Annotated in this window: 25 protein-coding genes; 13 read left to right on the forward strand and 12 right to left on the reverse strand. The window is 60.7% G+C overall.

The window, feature by feature from the left end; all coding sequences use genetic code 11:
* Window positions 1-289 precede the first annotated feature (289 nt).
* On the reverse strand, window positions 290-1,390 hold the full coding sequence (gene mltB, locus KIF87_RS09855; RefSeq protein WP_173651697.1) for a lytic murein transglycosylase B: 1,101 nt from the start codon (window positions 1,388-1,390) through the stop codon (window positions 290-292).
* Between the two features lie 252 nt (window positions 1,391-1,642).
* Between mltB and srlA the strand changes: the two genes are divergently transcribed.
* The 7 genes from srlA (at window position 1,643) to gutQ (ending at window position 6,553) form a co-directional block, all read left to right on the forward strand.
* Complete coding sequence (gene srlA, locus KIF87_RS09860) at window positions 1,643-2,206, forward strand: PTS glucitol/sorbitol transporter subunit IIC (RefSeq protein ID WP_023333189.1); 564 nt, start codon at window positions 1,643-1,645, stop codon at window positions 2,204-2,206.
* On the forward strand, window positions 2,203-3,162 hold the full coding sequence (gene srlE / locus KIF87_RS09865; protein ID WP_213328626.1) for a PTS glucitol/sorbitol transporter subunit IIB: 960 nt from the start codon (window positions 2,203-2,205) through the stop codon (window positions 3,160-3,162). The genes srlA and srlE overlap by 4 nt, the downstream gene beginning before the upstream one ends.
* Before the next feature lie 12 nt (window positions 3,163-3,174).
* Window positions 3,175-3,537, forward strand: coding sequence for a PTS glucitol/sorbitol transporter subunit IIA (gene srlB, locus KIF87_RS09870; RefSeq protein ID WP_213328627.1), 363 nt, complete (start codon window positions 3,175-3,177; stop codon window positions 3,535-3,537).
* 14 nt (window positions 3,538-3,551) lie between these two features.
* Window positions 3,552-4,331: a sorbitol-6-phosphate dehydrogenase gene (srlD, locus tag KIF87_RS09875; protein WP_029742071.1), complete on the forward strand. Its 780-nt coding sequence runs from the start codon at window positions 3,552-3,554 to the stop codon at window positions 4,329-4,331.
* Window positions 4,332-4,398: 67 nt separating this feature from the next.
* Window positions 4,399-4,758 carry a transcriptional regulator GutM gene (gene gutM / locus KIF87_RS09880; RefSeq protein WP_032660364.1) on the forward strand — a complete coding sequence of 120 codons (360 nt, stop codon included), beginning with the start codon at window positions 4,399-4,401 and terminating at the stop codon, window positions 4,756-4,758.
* A gap of 63 nt (window positions 4,759-4,821) precedes the next feature.
* Window positions 4,822-5,595: a glucitol operon DNA-binding transcriptional repressor SrlR gene (gene srlR / locus KIF87_RS09885; protein WP_032660362.1), complete on the forward strand. Its 774-nt coding sequence runs from the start codon at window positions 4,822-4,824 to the stop codon at window positions 5,593-5,595.
* The gene (gene gutQ / locus KIF87_RS09890; RefSeq protein ID WP_029742068.1) at window positions 5,588-6,553 is read left to right on the forward strand and encodes an arabinose-5-phosphate isomerase GutQ; all 966 of its coding nucleotides are present in this window, start codon (window positions 5,588-5,590) and stop codon (window positions 6,551-6,553) included. The genes srlR and gutQ overlap by 8 nt, the downstream gene beginning before the upstream one ends.
* Here the strand turns inward: gutQ and norR are convergent.
* Complete coding sequence (gene norR / locus KIF87_RS09895; protein ID WP_213328628.1) at window positions 6,550-8,064, reverse strand: nitric oxide reductase transcriptional regulator NorR; 1,515 nt, start codon at window positions 8,062-8,064, stop codon at window positions 6,550-6,552. The genes gutQ and norR overlap by 4 nt on opposite strands.
* A 186-nt stretch (window positions 8,065-8,250) precedes the next feature.
* On the opposite strand from norR, the gene norV reads away from it, so the two are divergent.
* From norV to KIF87_RS09915, 4 genes are all read left to right on the forward strand, one after another.
* Window positions 8,251-9,696: an anaerobic nitric oxide reductase flavorubredoxin gene (norV, locus tag KIF87_RS09900; RefSeq protein WP_213328629.1), complete on the forward strand. Its 1,446-nt coding sequence runs from the start codon at window positions 8,251-8,253 to the stop codon at window positions 9,694-9,696.
* Window positions 9,693-10,826: an NADH:flavorubredoxin reductase NorW gene (gene norW / locus KIF87_RS09905; RefSeq protein WP_213328630.1), complete on the forward strand. Its 1,134-nt coding sequence runs from the start codon at window positions 9,693-9,695 to the stop codon at window positions 10,824-10,826. The genes norV and norW overlap by 4 nt, the downstream gene beginning before the upstream one ends.
* Window positions 10,827-11,104: 278 nt before the next feature.
* Complete coding sequence (locus tag KIF87_RS09910) at window positions 11,105-11,263, forward strand: hypothetical protein (protein WP_183078912.1); 159 nt, start codon at window positions 11,105-11,107, stop codon at window positions 11,261-11,263.
* A 161-nt stretch (window positions 11,264-11,424) separates the two neighbouring features.
* On the forward strand, window positions 11,425-13,089 hold the full coding sequence (locus KIF87_RS09915) for an SgrR family transcriptional regulator (protein ID WP_213328631.1): 1,665 nt from the start codon (window positions 11,425-11,427) through the stop codon (window positions 13,087-13,089).
* Here KIF87_RS09915 and KIF87_RS09920 read toward each other — a convergent pair.
* The 4 genes from KIF87_RS09920 to KIF87_RS09935 form a co-directional block, all read right to left on the reverse strand.
* On the reverse strand, window positions 13,062-14,084 hold the full coding sequence (locus KIF87_RS09920; RefSeq protein ID WP_213328632.1) for a HoxN/HupN/NixA family nickel/cobalt transporter: 1,023 nt from the start codon (window positions 14,082-14,084) through the stop codon (window positions 13,062-13,064). The two genes, KIF87_RS09915 and KIF87_RS09920, sit on opposite strands and share 28 nt — an antisense overlap.
* A 1-nt stretch (window position 14,085) precedes the next feature.
* Complete coding sequence (hypF, locus tag KIF87_RS09925) at window positions 14,086-16,302, reverse strand: carbamoyltransferase HypF (RefSeq protein WP_213328633.1); 2,217 nt, start codon at window positions 16,300-16,302, stop codon at window positions 14,086-14,088.
* A 6-nt stretch (window positions 16,303-16,308) separates the two neighbouring features.
* On the reverse strand, window positions 16,309-16,854 hold the full coding sequence (gene hydN / locus KIF87_RS09930) for an electron transport protein HydN (protein WP_211449708.1): 546 nt from the start codon (window positions 16,852-16,854) through the stop codon (window positions 16,309-16,311).
* A 134-nt stretch (window positions 16,855-16,988) separates the two neighbouring features.
* Entirely contained in the window at window positions 16,989-18,002 is a 1,014-nt protein-coding gene (locus KIF87_RS09935) for a LacI family DNA-binding transcriptional regulator (protein ID WP_202761451.1), read from the reverse strand.
* A 214-nt stretch (window positions 18,003-18,216) separates the two neighbouring features.
* Here KIF87_RS09935 and ascF point away from each other — a divergent pair, with 214 nt between their 5' ends.
* The gene (ascF, locus tag KIF87_RS09940) at window positions 18,217-19,668 is read left to right on the forward strand and encodes a PTS cellobiose/arbutin/salicin transporter subunit IIBC (RefSeq protein ID WP_213328634.1); all 1,452 of its coding nucleotides are present in this window, start codon (window positions 18,217-18,219) and stop codon (window positions 19,666-19,668) included.
* A gap of 18 nt (window positions 19,669-19,686) precedes the next feature.
* Window positions 19,687-21,111: a 6-phospho-beta-glucosidase gene (locus KIF87_RS09945; protein ID WP_213328635.1), complete on the forward strand. Its 1,425-nt coding sequence runs from the start codon at window positions 19,687-19,689 to the stop codon at window positions 21,109-21,111.
* 86 nt (window positions 21,112-21,197) lie between these two features.
* On the opposite strand, the gene hycI is transcribed toward KIF87_RS09945, so the two are convergent.
* Genes hycI through KIF87_RS09975 form a run of 6 tightly spaced genes read right to left on the reverse strand, consistent with a single transcriptional unit; the run spans window position 21,198 to window position 26,020 of the window.
* Window positions 21,198-21,653, reverse strand: a complete 456-nt coding sequence (hycI, locus tag KIF87_RS09950; protein ID WP_213328636.1) for a hydrogenase maturation peptidase HycI — start codon at window positions 21,651-21,653, stop codon at window positions 21,198-21,200.
* Entirely contained in the window at window positions 21,646-22,056 is a 411-nt protein-coding gene (locus KIF87_RS09955; protein ID WP_042717145.1) for a formate hydrogenlyase maturation HycH family protein, read from the reverse strand. Before KIF87_RS09955 ends, hycI begins: the two co-directional genes overlap by 8 nt.
* On the reverse strand, window positions 22,053-22,820 hold the full coding sequence (locus tag KIF87_RS09960) for an NADH-quinone oxidoreductase subunit B family protein (RefSeq protein WP_023295327.1): 768 nt from the start codon (window positions 22,818-22,820) through the stop codon (window positions 22,053-22,055). The genes KIF87_RS09955 and KIF87_RS09960 overlap by 4 nt, the downstream gene beginning before the upstream one ends.
* The gene (locus tag KIF87_RS09965; protein ID WP_047059951.1) at window positions 22,820-23,362 is read right to left on the reverse strand and encodes a formate hydrogenlyase complex iron-sulfur subunit; all 543 of its coding nucleotides are present in this window, start codon (window positions 23,360-23,362) and stop codon (window positions 22,820-22,822) included. The genes KIF87_RS09960 and KIF87_RS09965 overlap by 1 nt, the downstream gene beginning before the upstream one ends.
* A 9-nt stretch (window positions 23,363-23,371) precedes the next feature.
* A complete protein-coding gene (gene hycE / locus KIF87_RS09970) occupies window positions 23,372-25,081 on the reverse strand; it encodes a formate hydrogenlyase subunit HycE (protein ID WP_014885003.1) in 1,710 nt (569 codons plus the stop codon).
* A 15-nt stretch (window positions 25,082-25,096) separates the two neighbouring features.
* Entirely contained in the window at window positions 25,097-26,020 is a 924-nt protein-coding gene (locus KIF87_RS09975) for a respiratory chain complex I subunit 1 family protein (protein WP_213328637.1), read from the reverse strand.

Below are 26,020 nucleotides of genomic sequence, written 5' to 3' on the forward strand. Positions count from 1 at the left end.
GCCCAGCGCACGGCCAGCCCGATAAAGACAACCAGCACCAGCGCCAGCAAAAGCCGAACCAGAGCAGACAGAGAAAAAAGGGACGTTGACATGTCGACACCGCATTAAATGTTATAACATAACAATAATGAAAGGCGGATAAGATGTAAATGGCGGGTTTGAAAAGGGAGTGTGGCGAAATGTTTCTGCGGAATTTCCCTCTCCCGTGGGAGAGGGCATCAGGCCGCACCTTGCGTGCAGCCATGCCGGGTAGCGGCGTTGCCTTACCCGGCCTACCCGTCGGAGCGGCTTACTGACTAAACGGTGACGCCGCCGGAACGCGCGCCTGCGACACCGCCAGCCCCAGCTGCCACACCGCCATCGCATAGTGGGTGCTGTGGTTATAGCGGGTGATGGTGTAGAAGTTCGGCATGCCGTACCAGTACTGATAACCGGTTCCCACATCCAGACGCAGCAGACTCACCTGATCGACATTGCCCAGCGGCTGGGTTGGCGTTAAGCCTGCCGCCGTCAGCTGTGCGACGCTGTATTTGGTTTTGAAGCCGTTTTCCAGACCAAACGCCTCGCCGTTTGCCTGCACCGCAACTTGCCCACCCGGCGTCCAGCCGTGCGCTTTGAAGTAGTTCGCCACGCTGCCGATGGCATCCACCGGATCCCACAGGTTGATGTGACCATCACCGTTAAAGTCGACGGCATATTGCTTATAGGAGGACGGCATAAACTGGCCGTAGCCCATCGCGCCGGCAAACGACCCTTTCAGATCGAGCGGATCGTCCTGCTCGCTGCGCGCCATCAGCAGGAAGGTTTCCAGCTCGGAAGAGAAATACTCCGCGCGGCGCGGGTAGTTAAAGGAGAGCGTCGCCAGCGCGTCCAGGATGCGGGTTTTACCCATCACGCGGCCCCAGCGGGTTTCCACGCCGATAATCCCGACGATGATTTCAGGCGGTACGCCGTACACCTGCCACGCGCGGTTGAGCGCATCTTCGTACTGATTCCAGAACACCACGCCGTTTTGCACGTTGTCCGGGGTAATAAACTGTTTGCGGTAGCGCAGCCACGCGCCGTTCGGCCCGCTCGGCACCTGGGCCGTCGGCGCCTGACGGTCCATCAGGCGCAGCACGTAGTCCAGACGTTTTGCCTGAGACAAAATTTCGTGCAGCTGCTGTCTGTCAAAGCCGTGTTTGCTCACCATTTTATCGATGAACTGCTCGGCCGCCGGGTTATTCGCGAAGTCGCCGCCCATCTGCATCATATTGTGCTGCGGCTCCAGCAGGAATCCTCCGGAAGGCGCGCCTGCCGTTTGCTGAACGGCTTCGGTCTTAGGTTTGCTACTACAGGCAGACAGCAGAATAAGCGCAGGCAACAGCGCTGCATAACGACGCTTGAACATGAGACATCCATTTAACGGGTTCGATAAGAACCCAGTATGGTAAAGCATCCGCAACACCTCAAGGAAGCGGTACGCACCTCCCCCACGCAAATCCGCGCTTTTTTCCACCGAAAATCATTCACCTCATCAATAAACTTTCAAAATAATCCATTTTTCTTTCATTGTGAGATCTAACTAACACTTTAAAACCTTTCAAAGTGATTATTATTAGCCCAGTCAGACAAAAACAAAAAAGCCCCACAGGAGAGAAGAATGATAGAAACCATCACCCACGGCGCCGAGTGGTTCATCGGGCTGTTTCAGAAAGGCGGAGAAGTGTTCACCGGCATGGTGACCGGGATCCTGCCCCTGCTGATCAGCCTGCTGGTGATCATGAACGCGCTGATCAACTTTATCGGCCAGCAGCGCATTGAACGCTTCGCCCAGCGCTGTGCCGGGAATCCGCTGTCCCGCTACCTGGTACTGCCGTTCATCGGTACCTTCGTGTTCTGTAACCCGATGACCTTAAGCCTCGGTCGCTTCATGCCGGAAAAGTACAAGCCGAGCTACTACGCCGCCGCCTCCTACAGCTGCCATTCGATGAACGGCCTGTTCCCGCACATCAACCCCGGCGAACTGTTTGTCTATCTCGGGATCGCCAGCGGCCTCACCACCCTTGGCCTGCCGCTCGGCCCGCTGGCGGTGAGCTATCTGCTGGTCGGCCTGGTCACCAACTTCTTCCGCGGCTGGGTGACCGACCTCACCACCGCCATTTTTGAGAAAAAAATGGGCATCCAGCTTGAACAGAAAGTCCATCTTTCAGGAGCCACAGCATGAACCGGATCCGCATTGAGAAAGGCGCGGGCGGCTGGGGCGGCCCGCTGGAGTTCGACGCCACCGAAGGCAAAAAGATCGTCTACATCACCGCAGGGACGCGCCCGGCGATCGTCGACAGGCTGCGCGAGCTGACCGGCTGGGAAGCGGTCGACGGCTTCAAGGAAGGCGAGCCGCCGGAAGCGGAAATCGGCGTGGCGGTGATCGACTGCGGCGGCACGCTGCGCTGCGGCATCTATCCGAAGCGCCGCATTCCGACGGTGAATATTCACTCCACCGGAAAATCCGGCCCGCTGGCGCAGTACATCCTTGAGGACATTTATGTCTCAGGCGTGAAGGAGGACAACATCACGCTGGTGAATGGGACTCCCGCGCCGCAAAAAGCGGCCCCGCGCGAGTACGACACCAGCAAGAAAATCACCGAGCAGAGCGACGGCCTGCTGGCGAAGGTCGGGATGGGCATGGGTTCCGCCGTGGCGGTGCTGTTCCAGTCCGGACGCGACACCATCGACACGGTGCTGAAAACTATCCTGCCGTTTATGGCGTTCGTCTCGGCGCTGATCGGTATCATCATGGCGTCCGGCCTGGGCGACTGGATTGCCCACGGCCTCGCCCCGCTCGCCAGCCACCCGCTCGGGCTGGTGACGCTGGCGCTGATCTGCTCCTTCCCGCTGCTGTCGCCGTTCCTCGGCCCGGGCGCGGTGATTGCCCAGGTCATCGGCGTGCTGATTGGCGTGCAGATTGGTCTGGGGAACATTCCCCCGCACCTCGCCCTGCCCGCCCTGTTTGCCATTAACGCCCAGGCGGCGTGCGATTTCATCCCCGTTGGGCTGTCGCTGGCCGAAGCGCGCCAGGACACCGTGCGGGTGGGCGTGCCGTCGGTGCTGGTCAGCCGCTTTCTGACGGGCGCGCCGACGGTGCTGATTGCCTGGTTTGTCTCCGGCTTTATTTATCAATAAGAGGTTCCTGCGATGACCGTCATTTACCAGACCACCATTACCCGCATCGGCCAGAGCGCGGCCGACGCGCTGAGCGACCAGATGCTGATCACCTTCCGCGAAGGCGCCCCGGCGGATATCGAAGAGTTTTGTTTTATCCACTGCCACGGCGAGCTGAAGGGCGAGCTGAAGGCAGGAAGCCAGCTGGAGCTGGGCGAGGCGAGCTATGCCGTGACCGCCGTCGGCGACGTGGCCGAGCAAAACCTGCGCGAGCTGGGCCACATCACCCTGCGTTTCGACGGCCAGCCGCAGGCCGAGTATCCCGGCACGGTTCACGTGGCGGGCCCGGTTCCGCAGGCTATCACCCCAGGCTGCACGTTAAAATTTGTTGCGTAATTAAGGAGAAACACATGAGTCAGGTTGCCGTTGTCATTGGTGGGGGACAAACCTTAGGCGAGTTCCTCTGCCGTGGGCTTGCCGCAGAGGGTTACCGCGTGGCGGTAGTGGACATTCAGAGTGAAAAAGCCGCCCGCGTGGCGGACACCCTCAACACCGAGTTTGGTGAAGGGACGGCGTACGGGTTTGGTGCCGACGCCACCAGCGAGCAGAGCGTGATGGCGCTGGCCCGCGGCGTGGACGAGATTTTTGGGCGTACCGACCTGCTGGTCTACAGCGCGGGGATTGCGAAAGCGGCCTTTATCAGCGATTTCGAACTGGGGGATTTTGACCGTTCGCTGCAGGTGAATCTGGTGGGCTATTTCCTCTGCGCCCGCGAGTTTTCCCGTCTGATGATCCGCGACGGCATTCAGGGGCGCATCATTCAGATCAACTCTAAATCAGGGAAAGTGGGCAGCAAGCATAACTCCGGCTACAGCGCGGCGAAGTTTGGCGGCGTGGGGCTGACGCAGTCTCTGGCGCTGGATCTGGCCGAGTACGGCATTACCGTTCACTCGCTGATGCTGGGCAACCTGCTGAAATCGCCGATGTTCCAGTCCCTGCTGCCGCAGTATGCCACCAAGCTCGGCATAAAGGCTGAGGAAGTGGAGCAGTACTACATCGATAAAGTGCCGCTGAAGCGCGGGTGCGATTATCAGGACGTGCTGAACATGCTGCTGTTTTACGCCAGCCCGAAAGCCTCGTACTGCACCGGGCAGTCGATCAACGTGACCGGTGGGCAGGTCATGTTCTGATCGAGCGGCCTGATGCCCTCACCCTAACCCTCTCCCACCGGGAGAGGGAACAAAACAAGGAGTCGATATGGTAACCGCACTCATCACCGTCGCCGCCCTCGCCTGGCTGTGCCAGATGGCGTTTGGCGGCTGGCAGATCCACCAGTTTAACCGCGCGTTTGATGCCCTGTGCCAGAAAGGTCGCGTCGGGGTCGGGCGTTCCGGCGGACGCTTCAAACCGCGCGTGGTCGTCGCCGTTGCGCTGGACGAGCACGACCAGGTGTGCGATTCCCTGATCATGCGCGGCATGACCGTCTTCGCCCGTCCGGTGAAAATCCAGGCAATCAACGGCATTTCGCTGCAGGAATTACGGCCTGATGTGATCTTTCCCCATGATCCACTCTGTCAGAATGCACTATCATTAGCGCTTAATCTGAAACATGGATAATTTCGTTGTGAAAGCTATAGACTTGCGAAATTATCATTTCGCAACCTAAGGAACGAAGCGCCTATGAAACCTCGTCAGCGGCAGGCGGCCATTCTCGAACATCTGCAAAAGCAGGGAAAATGTTCGGTAGAGGATTTGGCCCACTACTTTGACACCACCGGCACGACAATACGCAAGGACCTGGTATTGCTCGAAAATTCTGGCGCCGTCATTCGAACCTACGGCGGCGTGGTGCTCAATAAAGACGAAGCCGACCCGCCTATCGATCACAAAACGCTGATCAATACCCACCAGAAAGCGCTGATTGCCGAAGCCGCCGTAAAATTTATCCACGATGGCGATTCCATCATTCTGGATGCAGGCAGTACCGTCCTGCAGATGATCCCGCTGCTCAGCCGCTTTAACAACATCACGGTGATGACCAACAGCCTGCACATCGTCAACGCCCTGTCGGAGTTCGACAGCGAGCAGACCATCCTGATGCCCGGCGGCACCTTCCGCAAAAAATCGGCGTCGTTTCACGGCCAGCTGGCGGAAAATGCCTTCGAGCACTTCAGCTTTGATAAACTGTTTATGGGCACCGACGGCATCGACCTGAACGCGGGCGTTACGACGTTCAACGAGGTGTTCAGCGTCAGTAAAGCGATGTGCAACGCCGCGCGGGAAGTGATTTTGATGGCAGACTCGTCGAAGTTTGGCCGCAAAAGCCCCAACATTGTCTGTAGCCTTGAAAGCGTTGATAAGCTGATTACCGACGCGGGTATCGATCCGGCGTTCAAGAAAGCGCTGGAAGAGAAAGGAATCGACGTGATCGTAACCGGAGAAAGAGATGAGTGATTTTCTGTTAGAAACGGGCCGCCAGACGCTGATGCTGGAACTGCAGGAAGCCAGCCGCCTGCCGGAACGTCTGGGCGAAGATTTTGTCCGCGCCGCCAACACCATTATCCACTGCGAAGGCAAAGTGATCGTGGCGGGCATCGGTAAATCCGGCCATATCGGCAAAAAGATTGCCGCGACGCTCGCCAGCACCGGCACCCCGGCGTTCTTCGTGCATCCGGCAGAGGCGCTGCATGGCGATCTGGGGATGATTGAAAGCCGCGACGTGATGCTGTTTATCTCATACTCCGGTTCGGCCAAAGAGCTGGACCTGATTATTCCGCGCCTGCAGGAAAAATCGGTCGCCCTGCTGGCGATGACCGGCAAATCCCGCTCGCCGCTGGCGCTGGCCGCCAAAGCGACGCTGGATATTTCCGTTGAGCGTGAAGCCTGTCCGATGCACCTCGCCCCGACCTCCAGCACCGTTAACACGCTGATGATGGGCGACGCGCTGGCAATGGCGGTGATGCAGGCGCGCGGCTTTAACGAAGAGGATTTCGCCCGTTCGCATCCGGCGGGTGCGCTCGGCGCACGCCTGCTGAATAAAGTGCACCATCTTATGCGCACCGACGATGCCATTCCGCAGGTCAAACTCGATACCAGCGTCATGGACGCGATGCTGGAGCTGAGCCGCACCGGTCTGGGGCTGGTTGCGGTGTGCGATGACAACGGGAGCGTCAAGGGCGTGTTCACCGACGGCGACCTGCGCCGCTGGCTGGTGGGCGGCGGCAGGCTGGAAACAAACGTGTCGGACGCCATGACCAAAGGCGGGCTGACGCTCAACGCCGAAAGCCGCGCCATTGAAGCCAAAGAGGTGCTGATGAAGCGCAAAATCACCGCCGCACCGGTGGTGGATGATGCCGGCAGGCTGTGCGGCGCCATCAACCTGCAGGACTTCTATCAGGCCGGAATTATCTAACCCTTCAGTCCCAGACGCTTCGCCAGCCTGTGCAGGTTGGCGACGTCCATCTCCAGCGCACGGGCGCACGCCGCCCAGCTGCGGTTATTCTGCTCCAGCGCGCGGGTAATCCTCTGACGCTGAAACGCCTCCGTGGCTTCACGCAGATTTTCATTCGCTATCTCTGGCGCAGCCTGCGCAACAGCCGGTGCGCTTTCATCCTGGAGCGCAAAATGCCGGGCGTGGATCACCACTTCGTCACCCGAACGCGTCGCCCGCGCCAGCACCACCGCGCGGTGAATCGCGTGCTCCAGCTCGCGCACGTTGCCCGGCCAGCCGTAGCTCATCAGATGCGACCGTGCCCCCGGGCTCAGCACCACGCGGGAAAGCCCCATCCTGAGGCGGCACTGCTCGCAGAAAAAGCCCGCAAGCAGCACCACGTCGTCCCCGCGATCGCGCAGCGGCGGCACGGTAAGCGGGAACACGCTCAGGCGATGAAACAGGTCGGCGCGGAACTGCCCCGCCAGCACCGCTTCACGCAGGTCGCGGTTGGTAGCCGCCAGCACGCGAACGTCCACTCTGTGACTGCGGTCATCCCCCACGCGCTGGATGTCGCCGTACTGCAGCACGCGCAGCAGCTTGGCCTGCAGCGACAGGGAGAGCTCGCCGATTTCATCCAGAAACAGCGTGCCGTTATCGGCCATTTCGAACTTGCCGCTGCGGTTGCTGATGGCCCCGGTAAACGCTCCCTTAACGTGACCAAACAGCTCGCTTTCCGCCACGCTTTCCGGCAGCGCGGCGCAGTTGAGGTACACCAGCGGGTTCACCGCGCGCGGCGAGGCTTCGTGAATGGACTTCGCAACCAGCTCCTTACCGGTGCCAGTTTCCCCGAAGATCAGCACGTTTAAATCTGAGGCGGCAACAATCTCAATCTCTTTTTTGAGCTGCGCCATACCCGGAGAAAGGCCGATCATCTCCGTGTGCGTTACCTGCTCAAACGCCGCCGGGCTGCCGGGAAGAATGTTCTGGCTCTCCAGCTGTTCAATCAGCAGGGCATTGTTCAGCGCCCCGGCGGCCAGGGCGGTAATCAGGCGCAGCTCTTCGTCGCTAAAGGTGTCGAACTGGTCCGGCGACAGGCCGTCGAGGGTCAGTGCGCCAATCAGATTTTGTCCGGCAAACAGCGGCAGGCCGATACAGGCATGCACCTTCAGGCTCTCCTGTCCGGGAATCAGCCCGTCGTACGGGTCGGGCAAGTCGCTGTCCGCCGGGAAACGCACCACGTCACCCGCGCGGGCGATGGTTTCCAGACGCGGATGGCCCTCAAGGGTAAAACGCCGCCCGAGCACGTCCTTCGCCAGCCCGTCGATAGCCAGCGGAATAAACTGCCGCCCCTCGTAGCGCAGCAGCGCCGAGGCGTCGCACGCCAGCACGTGGCGCAGCGTGGAGATCAGGCGCTGAAAGCGGTCCTGATGGCCGATACCGGTCTGCAGCTCAATGGCGATCTTCGCCAGCACGTCTACGGAAAAGCTCATATTGACCTCGCTGTCATTTTGACAATGCATGTTGTCATATTGACACTTTTTTTGATAGTCAAAATGACTACCCATTACGGATCATAAAAATATTAATTAATTAAAATCAACAAATTAAAAGTTGGCACGCAACTTGATATAAGCAAATCATCTTATTTGAAAATGCTGTATTACGTAGAGGTTGCTATGTCTATTCTGGTTAAAAATAACATTCATTGGGTCGGTCAACGTGACTGGGAAGTGCGCGATTTCCACGGGACGGAATACAAAACGCTGCGCGGTAGCAGCTACAACAGCTATCTCATCCGCGAAGGAAAAAACGTGCTGATCGATACGGTCGATCACAAGTTCAGCCGCGAGTTCGTGCAGAACCTGCGCAGTGAAATCGACCTGGACGCCATCGACTACATCATCATCAACCACGCGGAAGAAGATCACGCCGGTGCGCTGACCGAGCTGATGTCTTACATTCCGAACACGCCTATCTACTGCACCACCAACGCCATCGACTCGATCAACGGCCACCACCACCATCCGGAGTGGAACTTCCACACCGTGAAAACCGGCGACGCGCTGGATATCGGCAACGGCAAGCAGCTGATCTTTGTGGAAACCCCGATGCTGCACTGGCCGGACAGCATGATGACCTACATGACCGGCGACGCGGTGCTGTTCAGCAACGACGCCTTCGGCCAGCACTACTGCGACGAGCGCCTGTTCAACGACGAAGTGGACCAGACCGAACTCTTCGAGCAGTGCCAGCGCTACTACGCCAACATCCTGACCCCGTTCAGCCGCCTGGTGACGCCAAAAATCACCGAGATCCTCGGCTTCAACCTGCCGGTGGACATGATTGCCACCTCCCACGGCGTGGTATGGCGTGAGAACCCAACCCAGATTGTGGAGCTGTACCTGAAGTGGGCGGCGGACTATCAGGAAGACCGCATCACTATTTTCTACGACACCATGTCCAACAACACCCGCATGATGGCGGACGCGATTGCCCAGGGCATCAACGAAGTTGACCCGAACGTGGCGGTGAAAATCTTCAACGTGGCGCGCAGCGACAAGAACGAGGTATTGACCAACGTCTTCCGCTCCAAGGGCGTGCTGGTGGGCACCTCCACCATGAACAACGTGATGATGCCGAAAATTGCCGGTCTGGTAGAAGAGATGACCGGCCTGCGTTTTCGCAACAAGCGCGCCAGCGCCTTTGGCTCCCACGGCTGGAGCGGCGGCGCGGTAGACCGTCTCTCCACCCGCCTGCAGGATGCAGGCTTTGAGATGTCCCTGAGCCTGAAGGCGAAATGGCGTCCGGATATCGACGCCCTGGAGATCTGCCGCCAGCACGGTCGCGACATTGCCCGTCAGTGGGCGCTCGCCCCCCTTCCGCAAGCGGCACAACCATCCGAACAGCAGGAAGCCTGCGCCTGTGCCGCCGCGGCAGCCGCCGATCTCGGCCCGCGCATGCAGTGCAGCGTCTGCCAGTGGATTTACGATCCTGAGCTGGGCGAACCGCTGCAGGATGTTGCTCCGGGCACGCCGTGGCGCGACGTGCCGGACAACTTCCTTTGCCCGGAATGTTCCCTCGGAAAAGACGTCTTTGACGAACTGAGTACGGAGGCAAAATGAGCAACGGTATCGTCATCATCGGCTCGGGCTTTGCCGCCCGCCAGCTGGTGAAAAACATCCGCAAGCAGGATGCCAGCGTGCCGCTGACGGTGATTGCCGCCGACAGCATGGACGAGTACAACAAGCCCGATCTAAGCCACGTCATTAGCCAGAATCAGCGCGCCGAAGACCTCACCCGCCAGACGGCGGGGGAGTTCGCAGAGCAGTTTAACCTGCGCCTGTTCCCGTACACCTGGGTCACCGACATCGATGCCGCCGCCCGCGTGGTGAAAGCAAAAGAGAAGACCTGGCAGTACGACAGGCTGGTGCTCGCCACGGGTGCCTCTGCGTTCGTACCGCCGATTGAGGGCCGCGAGCTGATGCTCACCCTCAACAGCCAGCAGGAGTACCAGGCCAGCGAAACGGCGCTTCGCGACGCGCAGCGCGTGATGATTGTCGGCGGCGGGCTGATAGGCACCGAGCTGGCGATGGATTTCTGCCGGGCGGGCAAATCCGTCACCCTGGTTGACCACGCGGCGAGCATTCTGTCGTCGCTGATGCCCGCAGAAGTAAGCAGTCGCTTACAGCATCGTCTGACCGACATGGGGGTGCATCTGCTGCTCAAATCGCAGCTACTGAGTCTGAGCAAAACCGAAGGCGGCATTCGTGCCACGCTCGACCGCAGCCGCGGCGTTGAAGTGGATGCGGTTATCGCGGCGACGGGCCTGCGCCCGGAAACCGCGCTGGCGCATCGCGCAGGCGCTGAAACAGGCCGCGGCGTGAAGGTAAATAGCTATCTGCAAACCAGCCAGCCCGATATTTACGCGTTAGGCGATTGCGCGGAAATTAACGGTCAGGTGCTGCCCTTTTTACAGCCGATTCAATTAAGCGCGATGTATCTGGCGAAAAACCTGCTCGGCGGCAGCGCGCCGCTGAAATTACCCGCCATGCTGATTAAAGTCAAAACGCCGGAATTACCGCTGCATCTTGCCGGTGAAACGCAGCGTCAGGATCTGAACTGGCAAATTACCCTCGAACCGCAGGGAATGGTCGCGCGCGGTGCCGATAATGAGGGTCAGCTACGCGCCTTTGTCGTCAGTGAAGACCGGATGAAGGAGGCTTTCGCGCTGCTGAAATTGTTACCTGCTTAACCCTCGTTTTGCCGGGTGGCGCTTTGCTTACCCGGCCTACAGCACGGCCACGCTTACTTAACCTTTGGATTTAATTATCCACCGCCCCGATGTCCCGGGGCTTTTTTTTTACGCATTCTATTCATCAAATAAATGCAAAGCAGGTATATCATCGCTATCAATCCCTTATTTATTATTTCCATTAATACTTAAATGCGGAACAGCTTAAAAACATCACCCTGTTTTATTATTCGCATCCGGCTTAGTCTGAAAAGGTATTAATCAGCCGGAGACAAATCATGGCGACTTTTCATAAAGAACTCAATTATCTTTCTCGCTATTTCAAAGAAGCGAAGCATGCGGAACACATTTTATTTCGCTGGCTTTATTTGAGCCCGGAGGCGCGCATTGAGCGTCTGCGTGAGCTGATGATGCCGGTCAGTGAACCTGAGCGGTAATTGCCGGGTGGCGCTACGCTTAGCCAGCCTACAAAGCCCGTAGGCCCGCGCAAGCGTAGCGCCGCCGGGCTAAAAACCGGAACACTTTACGTAAACCAGCACTTTTTCTTCCGCAAAAAAATCCTACACTCTCAGCATCCCTTTTTCATCGGTATGCCGCGATGCGCCAGCTTCAGAAAATCCGTCAGTATCAACGGCTTTATCAGCACTACGGCGCAGCGCCTGCGTCCACGACCATCGCAGAAGTCGCGGAGGTTGCGCTGTGCAGCGAACGTCATGCGCGCACACTGCTGCGCCAGCTCGCGCAAAGCGGCTGGCTAAGCTGGGACGCGCAGCCGGGGCGCGGACACCGTGCTACCCTGCACTGCCTGACCACCACCAGCGAGCTGAGCGCGCCGCTGATGCACGCCTGCCTGGAGAAAGGGGATTACCAGAGCGCGCTGCAGCTGGCCGACGGCGATCCGGCCAGCCTGCACCACATCATCACCCCGTTTTTAGGCGGCAAATGGCTTAAGCACCAGCCGACGCTGCGCATTCCGTGGTATCGCCCGCTGACCTCGCTGCATCCTGCCCTTCAGCGCCGCCGCGCCGAACAGCATATTATCTGCGCGGTTCACGCGGGGCTGACGCGCTACGCGCCCGGCCACCCGCAGCCGGTAGCGGATTTAGCCCACCACTGGGATACCCGTGACGATAAACGTCGCTGGCGCTTTTACCTGCGCAGCGGCGCGCACTGGCATAACGGGCAGGCCATCAGCGATGAAGATGTTCTCAGCGCGATGCAGCAGATGCTGGCCGATCCGGCGCGCGGCGCGGGGCTCGCGCACGTTAAAACGGTGTCGCTTGTCGCCCCCTGGTGTCTGGAGATTGCGCTGAACGCGCCCGATGCCATGCTGGCGCATCGTCTCGCGCATCACGCCTGTCGCCTGCCGCATCCGCAGCAGCCGACTATCGGCGCGGGTCCCTTTGCTATCGCCCATCACCACTCGCACTACCTGCGCCTTGAGCGTCAGCCCTGGTACTTTGCGGCGCACCCGCTGCTGCATGCGATTGAGTTCTGGCGAACCCGCAGCGAGGCGGAAAAATCGGCGTGGATCACCGTGGGTAAAGGCGAAAATGCCCGGGAGTCCGTCACCTCCACCAGCGGCGGGTTTGCCTGGCTGATGCTGAACGCCGGGCTGCCGCACCCGCTGGCCGCCTGGCTGCGTCAGGAAATTCAGCATATTAACCAGCAGCACCTTCGCCGGGAGGATGTCGATACCCGCACGGAAATCCTGCCCGGCATCACAACGCCCGCGTTTGCGGATGCCTCCGACGTGGCGCTCCCCGCGGCCCTTTCTCTGATCTGTTACGACACGCCGGGGCTGTGCGATCTGGCCAGCATGCTGCAAACGCGCCTGAAAAAGCGCGGCTGTAGCGTTAACATTGAACGGAAGGACCGCGAGGCGTGGCATGCCCCCGACGCGCTGGCGCAGGGGGATATTTTACTGGGGGATTATCTGGCAGGCGAAGCCGCGGAATTCGCGCTGGCAGAGTGGTTTACCGAAGAGCCCGCGTGGGCCACCGCGCTGGGGCAGACCGACTGGCAAAAAGCGAAGCAGGCGCTGATGGCGTATTGCGAAAGCGAAGAAAGCCTGCGAAAACACCTGCCCGCCTTCTTTCAGCACCTGCTGGAAAGCGGCGCCTGCACGCCGCTGTTCCACTACCGCTATCGTCTTAACACCCTGGAAAACGTGCAGGACATTGTGCTGACCGCCAGCGGCTGGCTTGATTTTACCCGCGCCTGGCTGCCGTCGGCTCAGGAACGCACCACCAGCGCGTCGTAGCCGCGCCAGCGGTAGTTGACCATGGAGATCAGCCAGCAGGCAACGAACAGCCCGACCACCACAAACCCGGCGTTGCCCAGGTTGTCGTTGACCGCGCCAATCAGATCCCAGACGCCGCCGCTGAGGGCGAACTTGTCCATCAGCAGGCCCAGCGCTTCCAGCCCGCCGATAAACAGCGCCACAACCACGGAGGTGCCGGTGATGGTCATGTTGTAGTAGAGCTTGCGCTGCGGCTTGTTAAACGCCCAGCCGTAGGCACCGACCATCAGCAGGTTGTCGAGGGTATCCATCAGCGCCATGCCGCTGGCGAAGAGCGCCGGGAAGATCATGATTGACCACACCGACATCCCGCTGGAGGCGCTGGCGGCAGAGATCCCCAGCACGCCAATCTCGGTGGCCGTGTCAAAGCCGAGGCCAAACAGGAAACCAACCAGGTACATCTGCCAGCTTTTATTCACCAGGCGGAAGGTTTTGCCAAACAGCCAGTTCATGACGCCGCCCTGCGCAGGCAGCGTGATGTCGCCCTGCACGGGCCTGCCGTGTTTCAGCGCCTGAAAGCTGCGCCAGACGCCGCGCAGGATCACCATGTTCACCAGCGCCATCGCCAGCAGGAAGGTGGCGGAAACGGCGGTGCCAATCAGGCTGCCGGTTTCGTGGAACCATTCCATGTTTTTCTGAAACGCCGTCGCGGTAGCGGCGATGGCAATGGAGGCCAGCACTACGATGGTGGAGTGCCCCAGCGAGAACCACGCCCCCACGCCGGACGGGCGTTTGCCCTGCTGCATCATCTTACGCGTCACGGTATCAATGGCGGCAATGTGATCGGCGTCCACCGCGTGACGCAGCCCGTAGCACCACGCCAGCAGGCTGGCGGCCATCAGCGCCGTGCTGCCGCTAAAGGCGTGCCATGCCCATCCCCAGGCCAGCAGGTTTGCCATTACCAGAGCCAGCAGCAGAAGCGCGGCGCGAGGTTCATTGCGTAAGAGTCGTAACATTTTAAATCCTTTGTGAACATGACCGGGCGGCGGCGATCGCCGCCTGCCCGAAGGAGATCGCTCCGTCACCTGCGGGCAGGTGCGAAGGAAAAAGAAGCGTAAAGTTAGAAAGATAATGACGCAGGCGCGCGCGCAGCAGACGGTTGTGCAACACGCCGCCGCTGAGGCAGATTGTCGACAGCGATAAGCGTCGGGCATGGAACGCGGCGAGTTCCGCCAGCCCCTTAGCCAGCGCGTCGTGAAACGCCCACGCGCGCTCGCACGGCTCCGCCTGCCAGGCCAGCCACTGCTGCCAGAAAAGCGCGAGGTTATCCGCGTCGAGCGTCACCGGATGGTCGACGCCCGCGCACTGCGAGGCCAGCGCTTCCAGCCTGCAGGCGGCTTCACCCTCCCAGGACTGCGCGTCGATACCGAGCGCGCAGGCGACGGCATCAAACAGGCGACCACAGGACGAGGCACGCGGCGCGTTGATGCCGCGCCCGATCGCCGTCGCCAGCAGCGGCCAGTTCTGGCGCTGTACCGCGCGCGTTTCCGGGTACTGCTGCCAGTCAGGGACAAACGCCAGGCAGTGGGCGAGCAAATTGCGCCACGGCTGCCGCGCCGCCAGATCGCCGCCCGGCAGCGCAACGGCAGGCAGCCCGCCCAGACGCTCGCACGCGAGATAGTTCACCCGCAGGCACTCCCCGCCCCACAGCGCACCGTTCTCGCCCATGCCGATCCCGTCCAGCGTCAGGGCGATAACGTCGCCGCCCTCGCGCGGCCAGCCGTTCTCCGCCAGGCACGCCGTCGCGTGGGCGTGATGATGGAGCACGGTTTCAACGGGCAGCCCCTGCGCCTGCGCCCATTGCTGTGTGTGATAGCCCGGATGGGCATCGCACACCACGCGCTCCGGCTGGAAGGCGTAGATGTCCTGCATCGTCGAGAGCGCGCCGCGCCACTGCGCTTCGACACCCTCGTCACCGAGATCGCCAAAATGCTGGCTCAGCACCGCCTGGCTGCCACGCACCAGGCAGAAGGTGTTTTTCATCTCCGCGCCTGTGCATAACATGGCGGGGATATTCTCGAAACCCGCAGGCAACGTGATGGCATCCGGCGCGAAACCGCGCGCCCGGCGCAGTATCGCCCCGTCCCGATCCATCACCGAATCGTCCATCCGTTGAAGAATATCGCGATTGTGCAGCAGGAGGCCGTCCGCAATGCTGCCCAGTTCATCCAGCGCCTGTTGATTACTGATGGCAGGCGGCCTGCCGCTGAGGTTGCCGGAGGTCATCACCAGCGGTCGTCGGCAGTCCATCATCAGAAGATGCTGCAGCGGATTAGCGGGCAGCATGATGCCCACGCTATCCAGACCCGGTGCGATAGCCTCAGGGAAGTCAGGCAGCCAGGCTTTTGGCGTGAGCACGATGGGTGCAGCGGGTGAGCCGAGCAGCGTCTGAATCGACTCGGGCAGCTTATCCGCCTGCGGGATCATCACCGCCAGCGGCTTTGACGGGCGCTGCTTGCGTGACCGCAATTTCAGTATCGCCTGCGGGTTTTGCGCATCGCAGACGAGGTGGAAACCGCCCAGCCCTTTAACCGCAACGATGCCGCCGCTTTTCAGCATCTCTACCGCCGCACGCAGTGCCGTTTCGCGGGTGGCAAGAACGTCGCCCGAACGCCATTCCAGCGCGGGCCCGCAGTCCGGGCAGGCCACCGGCTGGGCGTGAAAACGTCGATCGGCAGGATTGCGGTATTCCGTCTCGCACGGCACGCAGAGGGGAAATGCGGCCATCGACGTGGCCGGACGGTCATAGGGCATGGCGCAGATAATGGTAAACCGCGGCCCGCAGTGGGTGCAGTTGATAAACGGGTAGCGATAGCGGCGCTCGCCGGGGTCGCGCATTTCAGCCAGACACGCCGGACAGGTCGCGGCATCGGGGACAATCTGCGTGTCCATCGCCCCGCCCGCGCTGTGGCGGATGGTAAAGTCCTCCGGCAGGTGCGCCCAGGTAAACGGCTGCGTTTCAACGTGGTCGATGCGTGCCAGCGGTGGGCAGTCCTGATGCAGCCTCGCGGTAAAGGCCCCCCCATTACCCGCGAGGCGCACCAGCACGCCCTTCCCGTCATTGCAGACGTCACCGGTCAACTGAAGCGCCTGCGCCAGCTGCCAGACGAAGGGACGAAACCCTACGCCCTGCACTTTGCCGCGCACGCGCAGCTGGACACCGTTGCTGCTCATGGCGGATCAGAACAGCAGTGATGACGACGTGTCGAACGCCGCACGACGGCGCTTTTCGGCGCTCATCTGCTCAAGCTTGTCGCGATCCACGCAGACCAGCGCGTGCGTCGGGCAGGCTTCCATGCAGGCCGGGCCGGAATCGCGGTGGTAGCACAGGTCACATTTGTTGGCTTCGGCTTTGTCCGCACGTACGCTCAGCCCCATGCCGCTGTTGCGTACTACCGGACGGACAACCACCTCCATCGCGCCGTACGGGCAGGCGACCACGCAGGTTTTACAGCCAATGCAGCGCTCCTGCATGACATGCACAAAGCCTTTCTCGCGTTTAATCGCCCCGTTCGGGCAGACGTTCGCACAGGGTGCGTCTTCGCACTGGCGACAGATGGCGGCGGTAGAAATATTCACGCCTTTGATGACGTGGATGCGCGGCAGGAATGTGTCAGGGGTAAGCGACGCGCAGTCCTGCTCCGCCTGATGGGAAACCACGCACGCCACTTCACAGGTACGGCAACCAATACACTTACTGGCATCGGCCATAATAAAACGGTTCATCTGCTTCTCCAGCATTACTGTTATGCCCGGAGATATTCATAAACCGTGCCAATAATTAACTTATTGATTTTATATGAGTTTAAATATCACAGCGGCGCTGTCATCGTCACTTATGACGATGACAGCTGTCGACATCAGCGGTGCGGGCCGTCAATAACCGAGTCGCGCAGGATAAGCTCGCCGGAAAAGGTTTGCTGATATTTAAACTCACCGCCGTCGAGCATGAAGATCAGGCGGCTGATGGTTTCTTTGATCATCTCCGTCACCGGAATACGCACGCTGGAAAGCGACGGCACGATGTAGGGCGCGATGGCCACGTCGTCAAAACCGATCACCGACACCGCGTCCGGCGCGGCCACGCCGCTGTCGTGCAGCTGCTTCATAGCGCCGATTGCCATGTCGTCATTACTCGCCACCAGCGCCGTAAAGCGTTCGCCGCGAGCAAGCAGTTCAGACACCGCCGCCGCGCCGCTGGCGGGGTTCCACTTCCCCTGCGCAATCAGCCCCTCGCGCAGCGGAATACCGTGCTGCGCCAGCGCGTCCCGGTAGCCGGAGAGACGCTCAACCCCGGTGGGGGAATCCAGCGAGCCGGTAATAAACGCGATCTCCCGGTGCCCTTTCGCAATCAGCTGTGACACCGCCTCCTGGCTGGAGGCTTTATGATCGGACCAGACGCAGTGGCTGCTGTTTTTCCGCAGGCGGCGGTTGAGCACCATAATGGGCTGCTCGCACTTCTCGACGATCTCATCCATCTCTTCCACGCTCAGGAAACGCGGGTAGATGATCACCGCGTCGCAGCGCATATCGAGCAGGTACTGGATCGCCTCGCGCTCTTCATCCGCGCTGTGCTTGCCGTCCGCGAGGATCAGCTGCCGCCCTTTCTCTTCCGTCATGCGCGCGGCGTGAAACAGCAGTTCGCTAAAGTAGACGCCGTGATAAAGGGTGTTGGTCACCACCAGCCCCAGCGTCTGGGTACGTTTGGTTGCCAGGTTTCTCGCCAGCAAATTCGGGCGATAGCCGCTCTCTTCAATGGCCTGAAACACCCGGTCTTTGGTCTCCTGGCTGACGTAGCCATTTCCCGACAGCACCCGGGACACCGTGGCTTTCGAAACGCCTGCCCGCTTCGCCACTTCAAGCATCGTGGTCATGTTGTTATTCCGTCTGAATCTGATGAAGCGCAGTGTACTGCACTGCAAAAAAATTGTCGCAGCGGTGAAATCACGCTTTCGCCACCCCATTGCGATCTGCATCACGAAACGAAAAAATGGTCAAAAAGCGATCTTGTTTCATTCAAAGAAACTCATGATGATTATGTGGAACCGGTTTCCTACATTTCTCACAACGATAACAGGATCACATCCGATGGCCAAAAATTACGCCGCGCTGGCGAACGACGTTGTCAGCGCGCTGGGCGGCAAAGAGAACATTGTCGCCGTCACCCACTGCATGACGCGTCTGCGTTTCGTTCTGAAAGACGAAAGCCTTGCCGACGCTGCGCGCCTGAAAAGCATCAGCGGCGTGCTCGGCGTGGTGCGCAACGACAACCAGTGCCAGGTCATTATCGGTAACACGGTTTCACAGGCGTACCGCGAAGTGGTGAGCCTGCTGCCAACCAGCCTGCAGCCTGCCGTACCGGAAGGCCCGCAGAAACTGACCCTGCGCCGCATTGGCGCGGGGATCCTCGACGCGCTGATCGGCACCATGTCCCCGCTGATCCCAGCGATCATCGGCGGCTCGATGGTCAAGCTGCTGGCGATGATCCTCGAGATGACCGGCGTGCTGCCAAAGGGCGCGCCGACGCTCACTATTCTGACCGTCATCGGCGACGGCGCGTTCTTCTTCCTGCCGCTGATGGTGGCGGCCTCGGCGGCGGTGAAGTTCAAAACCAACATGTCGCTGGCCATCGCCATTGCGGGCGTGCTGGTCCACCCGAGCTTTATCGAGCTGATGGCGAAAGCCGCCCAGGGCGAGCACGTTGAGTTCGCCTTTATTCCGGTGACGGCGGTGAAATACACCTACACGGTGATCCCGGCGCTGGTGATGACCTGGTGCCTGTCGTACATCGAACGCTGGGTGGATCGCATCACCCCGGCGGTAACCAAAAACTTCCTCAAGCCGATGCTGATCGTGCTGATTGCCGCCCCGCTCGCCATCGTGCTGATTGGCCCGCTGGGGATCTGGATCGGTAGCGCCATCTCCGCGCTGGTTTACACCATTCACGGCTATCTGGGCTGGCTCTCCGTCGCCATCATGGGCGCGCTGTGGCCGCTGCTGGTCATGACCGGGATGCACCGCGTGTTTACGCCGACCATCATTCAGACCATCGCCGAGACGGGCAAGGAAGGGATGGTGATGCCGTCGGAAATCGGCGCCAACCTGTCGCTCGGCGGCTCGTCGCTGGCGGTGGCGTGGAAAACCAAAAACCCGGAGCTGCGCCAGACGGCGCTGGCGGCGGCGGCCTCCGCCATCATGGCGGGGATCTCTGAACCGGCGCTTTACGGCGTGGCGGTACGTCTGAAACGTCCGCTGATTGCGAGCCTGATCAGCGGCTTTATCTGCGGGGCGGTCGCCGGCATGGCCGGACTTGCCAGCCACTCGATGGCGGCACCGGGGCTGTTCACCAGCGTGCAGTTCTTCGACCCAGCCAACCCGATGACCATCGTCTGGGTGTTCGGCGTGATGGGGCTGGCAGTGGTGCTATCGTTTGTTCTGACCCTGATACTCGGCTTTGAGGATATTCCGGTCGAAGACGAGGCCGAAAAAGCGCGCGCCCTGCAGACCGCACCGGTACAGAGCAAAGCAGCACAAGCATAAATTGAAAGCGAGGTAAGAATGTCTGTTTTTCCACAAGGATTTTTATGGGGCGGCGCGCTTGCCGCCAACCAGAGTGAAGGCGCTTACCGTGAAGGCGGCAAAGGGCTGACGACGGTCGATATGATCCCCCACGGCGCGAATCGCCTGGCGGTGAAGCTCGGTAAGGAAAAGCGTTTTTCGCTGCGTGACGACGAGTTCTACCCAAGCCACGAGGCGATTGATTTTTACCATCGCTATAAAGAGGACATCGCCCTGATGGCGGAGATGGGCTTTACGGTGTTCCGCACCTCGATTGCCTGGAGCCGCCTCTACCCGAACGGCGACGAGCCGCTGCCAAACAAAGAGGGTATTGCCTTCTACCGCGCGGTGTTCGAAGAGTGTAAAAAGTACAACATTGAGCCGCTGGTCACCCTGTGCCACTTCGACGTGCCGATGCACCTGGTCACGGAGTACGGCTCGTGGCGCAACCGCAAGATGGTCGATTTCTTCGCCCGCTACGCCCGCACCTGCTTTGAAGAATTTAACGGGCTGGTGAAATACTGGCTGACCTTCAACGAAATCAACATCATGCTGCACAGCCCGTTCTCCGGCGCGGGGCTGGTGTTTGAGGAAGGTGAAAACGAAGACCAGGTGAAATACCAGGCCGCGCACCACGAGCTGGTAGCGAGCGCGCTGGCGACCAAAATTGCCCACGAGGTGAACCCGGAAAACCAGGTCGGCTGCATGCTGGCGGGGGGAAATTTCTACCCGTACTCCTGCAAGCCGGAAGACGTGTGGATGGCGCTGGAGAAAGACCGCGAGAACCTGTTCTTTATCGACGTGCAGGCGCGCGGCAGCTACCCGGCCTACTCCGCCCGCGTGTTCCGCGAGAAAGGCGTGGTGATTGTGAAAGATCCCGGCGACGATCTACTTCTGAAAAACACCGTCGACTTTGTCTCGTTCAGCTATTACGCCTCGCGCTGCGCGTCGGCGGACATGAACGCGGGCAATACCAGCGCGGCGAATATCGTGAAGTCCCTGCGCAACCCGCACATTCAGGTGAGCGAATGGGGCTGGGGCATCGACCCGCTCGGCCTGCGCATCACCATGAACATGATGTACGACCGCTACCAGAAGCCGCTGTTCCTGGTGGAAAACGGCCTCGGGGCGAAAGACGTTATTGATGAAAACGGCGAAATCAACGACGACTACCGCATCAGCTACCTGCGCGAGCACATCCGCGCGATGGGCGACGCGATTGAGGACGGCGTGCCGTTGATGGGCTACACCACCTGGGGCTGTATCGACCTGGTGGCCGCCTCAACGGGCGAGATGAGCAAGCGCTACGGGTTTGTGTACGTTGACCGCGATGACGCCGGAAACGGCACGCTGGACCGCAAGCGCAAGAAATCGTTCGGGTGGTATAAGAAGGTGATTGCGAGTAATGGGGCGGATCTGGAGTAGCCTGTTGCCCTCACCCCAGCCCTCTCCCACAGGGAGAGGGAGATGGGTTTGGTAGGCCCGGTAAGCGTAGCGCCACCGGGCGCTGTTCAGAGCCGGGAGAAATTCCCGTCCCCAACCCATCCGGCCAGCCGTGAATAAACCACCTCCACCGCCTCTTTCACCGGCGGCGTCATCGGGTAATAGAACCCGACGATGTCAGGCTGAATGCCCAGAAACAGCACCTCGCCCACGTCGTCTTTAATCTGATCGACCAGGTAGTTCAGCGGCATATTGTGCGTCGTCATCATAAACATCTCGGCGATGTCGTCCGGGTCAATCAGGCGGATCTCGCCGGGGTTGAGCCCCATATCGGTGGCATCGACGATTAACAGCCTGTCCGGGCGCAGTTCGCGAATGGCGACCACGTCGTTTTCCGGCGCGCTGCCGCCGTCGATAACCACCCAGCTGCCCTGCGGGTTCGCGGCGCACATCTCTGCCAGCAGCGGGCCCGCGCCGTCGTCGCCCATCATGCTGTTGCCGACACACAGTAAAACGTCAGTCACGTAATCTCCTCACCATCAGGTAGATGGCGCTCTCCTGATGAATATCGTGCAGCATGCTAAGCAGCGTTTTGCTCCACGCCTGCTGCTCGGGGGTTTGCCTGCTCAGCGCCGCGTCGAAGGCGTTGGCGAGCATCGCAATGTGGTTGGCGTCGATGACGATCTCGCCGTACTTCGGCACGCCCTCCATCTTGCGCCGCGCCGTGCTGCCCTCCTCCAGCGTGGCGATCCACGCCAGGTACTCGGGCCACGGGCAGCTCAGCGCCGCCTCCAGGCAGTCGATCACCCCGAGGTGGTGCCCAATCGCCAGGCTGTAATAGACCACCTGCTGCGCCGCATCCGGCGTGGCATCGTTCTCATCAATAAACTTACGGCTCAGCTGGCTGAACACCACCGTTTCACTCATCGGATACGCGCCTCATCCACGATGCTGTTCAGGTTTGCCACGATCTCATTGAGACGCGGATCGTTTTCCGCCTCCAGCCAGCGCGCCACCTGATGGTCGCCCTGGCTCAGCAGGCGCAGATAATCGTCGGCAATCTGGCGGCCATAGCGATAGCCCGCCAGTTTCCGCGCCGTGCGGTCGACCTTCACCCGCAGCGGCTGCACCATGTCCGGGTGCAGAATGGCGGCAGGCTGGTTGTCCAGCTCGCCCGGCTCGCGCGCGTGGATTTTCTGCTCCAGCAGGCCGAGCGCCATGGCAAAACCGTACAGCGTCGCGGCGGGCGTCGGCGGGCAGCCGGGGATGTAGACGTCCACCGGCACGATTTTGTCGGTGCCGCCCCAGACGCAGTAAAGATCGTGGAAGATGCCGCCGCTGTTGCCGCAGGCACCGTACGAGATGCAGATTTTCGGGTCCGGCGCGGACTGCCAGGCGCGCAGTGCGGGCGAGCGCATGGCGCGGGTGACGGCCCCGGTAAACAGCAGAATATCCGCATGGCGCGGGGACGGCACCACCTTGATGCCGAAGCGCTCGGCGTCAAACAGCGGCGACAGCGTGGCGAAGATCTCGATCTCGCAGCCGTTGCAGCCGCCGCAGTCCACGCGGTAGACGTAGGCCGAGCGTTTGATTTTTTTCAGCAGCGACGCCTTCATGCTGGCGATGGATTCGTCCACCGTCATCGGCACAGGAATGCCGTTAGCGTCGCGCGGGCCCAGTAGGTTTTCCATCAGCTGGCCTCTCTCATATGGCGGGTGATATCAATACGGTCGGACGGCAGCAGGCACTTCTGACGCTTGCACTCCGGGCAGGTTTCAAAGCTTTCACGGTGATGCTCCGCGCGGGCGTCGCCGTTGTGCTGCAGCAGCGCGATGGCGTAGTCGATCTCTTTCTGCACGGCGAACGGGCGTCTGCAGACGCGGCAGCTGCACAGGTCAAAGCGCGACTGCTGCAGAAAATCCTCTTTCTTCCACACCGCCAGCTCGTATTCCTGCGACAGGCGAATGGCGACCGTCGGGCAGACCTCCTCGCAGCGGCCGCAGAAGATGCAGCGCCCGAGGTTAAACTGCCAGGCCAGCTCGCCGGTTTTGAGATCCGTTTCGACCGTTAAGGCGTTCGACGGGCAGGCGTTGACGCAGGCCGCGCAGCCGATGCACTGCTGCGGATTGTGCTCCGGCTTGCCGCGAAAGTTTTTATCCACCGGCATCGGCTCCAGCGGATAGCGGCTGGTCTGCGTGCCCGTTTTGATCACTTTTTTGATAAAGGTAAACATGGCGAGTCCTTATTTCAGCGGCGAGTTTTTACGCTCGATGCTGTAGCGCTCAAGCTCTTTGTACGGCACCACCTGGCTTTTCTTCTTGCGCACGTCCACGACGGTCATGCGGTCGGTGCAGGAGTAGCACGGGTCGAGGCTGCCGATGATCAGCGGCGCATCGGAAACCGTGTTGCCGCGCAGCATATAGCGCAGGGTTGGCCAGTTGGCGTAGGTGGCCGCGCGGCAGCGCCAGCGGTAAAGCTTCTGGTTGTCGCCGGTCATGCTCCAGTGAATGTCGTCCCCGCGCGGCGCTTCGGCAAAGCCGAGTGCAAAGCGGTTTGGGATGTAGGTGAAGCCCTCCACCATCAGCGGGCCGCCCGGCAGGTTATCGAGGCCGAAGTCGATCATGTTCAGGGCGGTAAACACCTCGTTGATGCGCACCTTAAGGCGCGAAATGACGTCGCAGCCCTGCTCGCTGTGCACAGTCATCGGCAGCAGGCCGTAGCCGACGAACGGGTGATCGGCACGCGTGTCGCGGGCGTGGCCGCTGGCGCGCACCATCGGGCCGACGTTGCTGAAGTCGCGGGCGATCTCCGGGTCAAGGCGGCCGATGCCGACGGTGCGCTGCTCGATGTTTGGCGTGCTAAGCAGCATGTCCACCAGCTCCTGCACGTCGCGGCGCATCTGCTGCGCCAGCTGACGGGTCTGGATCATGTCGTCCTTCAGCAGGTCGCGGCGGATCCCGCCGATCAGGTTCAGGCCGTAGGTTTTACGCGCCCCGGTGAGGATCTCCGCCATCTTCATCGACGCCTCACGCACGCGGAAGAACTGCATAAACCCGGAGTCAAAGCCGACAAAGTGGCAGGCCAGGCCGAGGTTCAGCAGATGCGAGTGCAGGCGTTCCACCTCCAGCAGAATGGCGCGGATCATCTGCGCGCGCTCCGGTACCACGATCCCCATGCCGTTCTCCACCGAAGTGGTGTAGGCGGTGCTGTGGGCGAAGCCGCAGATGCCGCACACGCGGTCAGAGAGGAACGTCACTTCGTTGTAGCCCATGCGGGTTTCCGCCAGCTTTTCCATGCCGCGGTGGACGTAGAACAGGCGGTAGTCGGCGTCGATGATGTTCTCGCCGTCGACGAACAGGCGGAAGTGGCCCGGTTCGTCGGAGGTGACGTGCAGCGGGCCGATCGGCACCACGTTGTTCTTCTTGCTGCCCAGCTCGTTGATGAATTCGTAGGTTTCGCTGTCGGTGGTCGGCGCCGGGCGCTGGCGGTAGTCCATGCTGTCTTTGCGCAGCGGATAGAGTTCGTCCGGCCAGTCGTCCGGCAGCACCAGGCGGCGTTCGTCCGGCAGGCCGACCGGCACCAGGCCGTACATGTCGCGCACTTCGCGCTCGCCCCAGACCGCGGCAGGCACGCGCGGCGTGACGGACGGGTATTCCGGCTTGTTCGGGTCGACTTCGACGCGCACGGTGAGCCAGCACTTTTCGCCCTGCTCCATCGACATCACGTAGTACACCGCATAGTTGCCGCACAGCTGGCGCTCGTCGTTGCCGAAGAGCACCGACAGCCAGCCGCCCTGCTGGTAATAGAGAAATTCCACCACTTCCGGCAGGTAGTTCACCTTAATGGTGACGGTTATCTGGTCTTTGGTTTGCCAGGACTCCTCCAGCACCACGCCGGGGAAAGCCTGATGCAACGCGGCGAGATACTGCTGACCTTTCTTTTCTTCAGACATAAATACTCTCTTTAATCACGCCACCAGCAAGGAGACGAACGCTAAAAATGCAAAACCAAAACCGGCCCAGGTGATGCGTGACGTTTCCACAAAACGCAGGCGCGCCATGCTGTTTTCAAACAGGGCAATCACCAGCACGCCGACCAGCAGCTTGAGGGCGGCAATCACGACGGCCAGCGCCAGACCGCCTGCGGAGAAATGCGTCATCTGCCCCCACGGGAAGAAGACGCCGACAAACATCTGCAGCACCACCAGCTGTTTGAGGCTGATGCCCCACTTCAGCACCGCGAAGCCGTAGCCGCTGTACTCGGTAAGCGGCCCTTCCTGCAGCTCCTGCTCGGCTTCAGCCAGATCGAACGGCAGTTTGCCCATCTCAATAAACGTGGCGAACGCGCAGGCGCAGAGCGCCAGCACCAGCGGGATCGAGCGCGCCACCGGCCAGTGGTAAACGGTGTGGGTGATAAAGCTGATGTGGGTGGAACCCGCCACCTGCGCGGCGACCCACAGCCCCAGCAGCAGGATCGGCTCAACCAGCACGCCGAGCATCGCCTCGCGGCTGGCGCCGATGCCGGTAAACGGGCTCCCGGTGTCCAGGCCCGCAATTGCAAAGAAGAAGCGGGCGATGGCAAAGAGGTAGATAAGCGTGATCAGATCGCCAAGCACGGGCAGCGGCGATCCCACAGTGACCACCGGCAGCGCGGTGGCGATGGTCAGCATGACGCCCACCATCACAAACGGCGTCAGGCGGAAGACCCAGCCTGCGGCGTCCGGCGCGACGCTCTGACGGGAGAGCAGTTTAAAGAGATCGCGGTACTCCTGAAGCACGCCAGGACCGCGACGGTTGTGCATCCGGGCGCGCGCCACGCGCGTGATGCCCGACAGCAGCGGCGCAGCGGCGAACAGCACCAGCGCCTGAAGAATTGCCAGTAACAGACTCAT

Source organism: Enterobacter sp. 120016 (assembly GCF_018383635.1).
Classification (GTDB): Bacteria; Pseudomonadota; Gammaproteobacteria; order Enterobacterales; family Enterobacteriaceae; genus Enterobacter; species Enterobacter asburiae_D.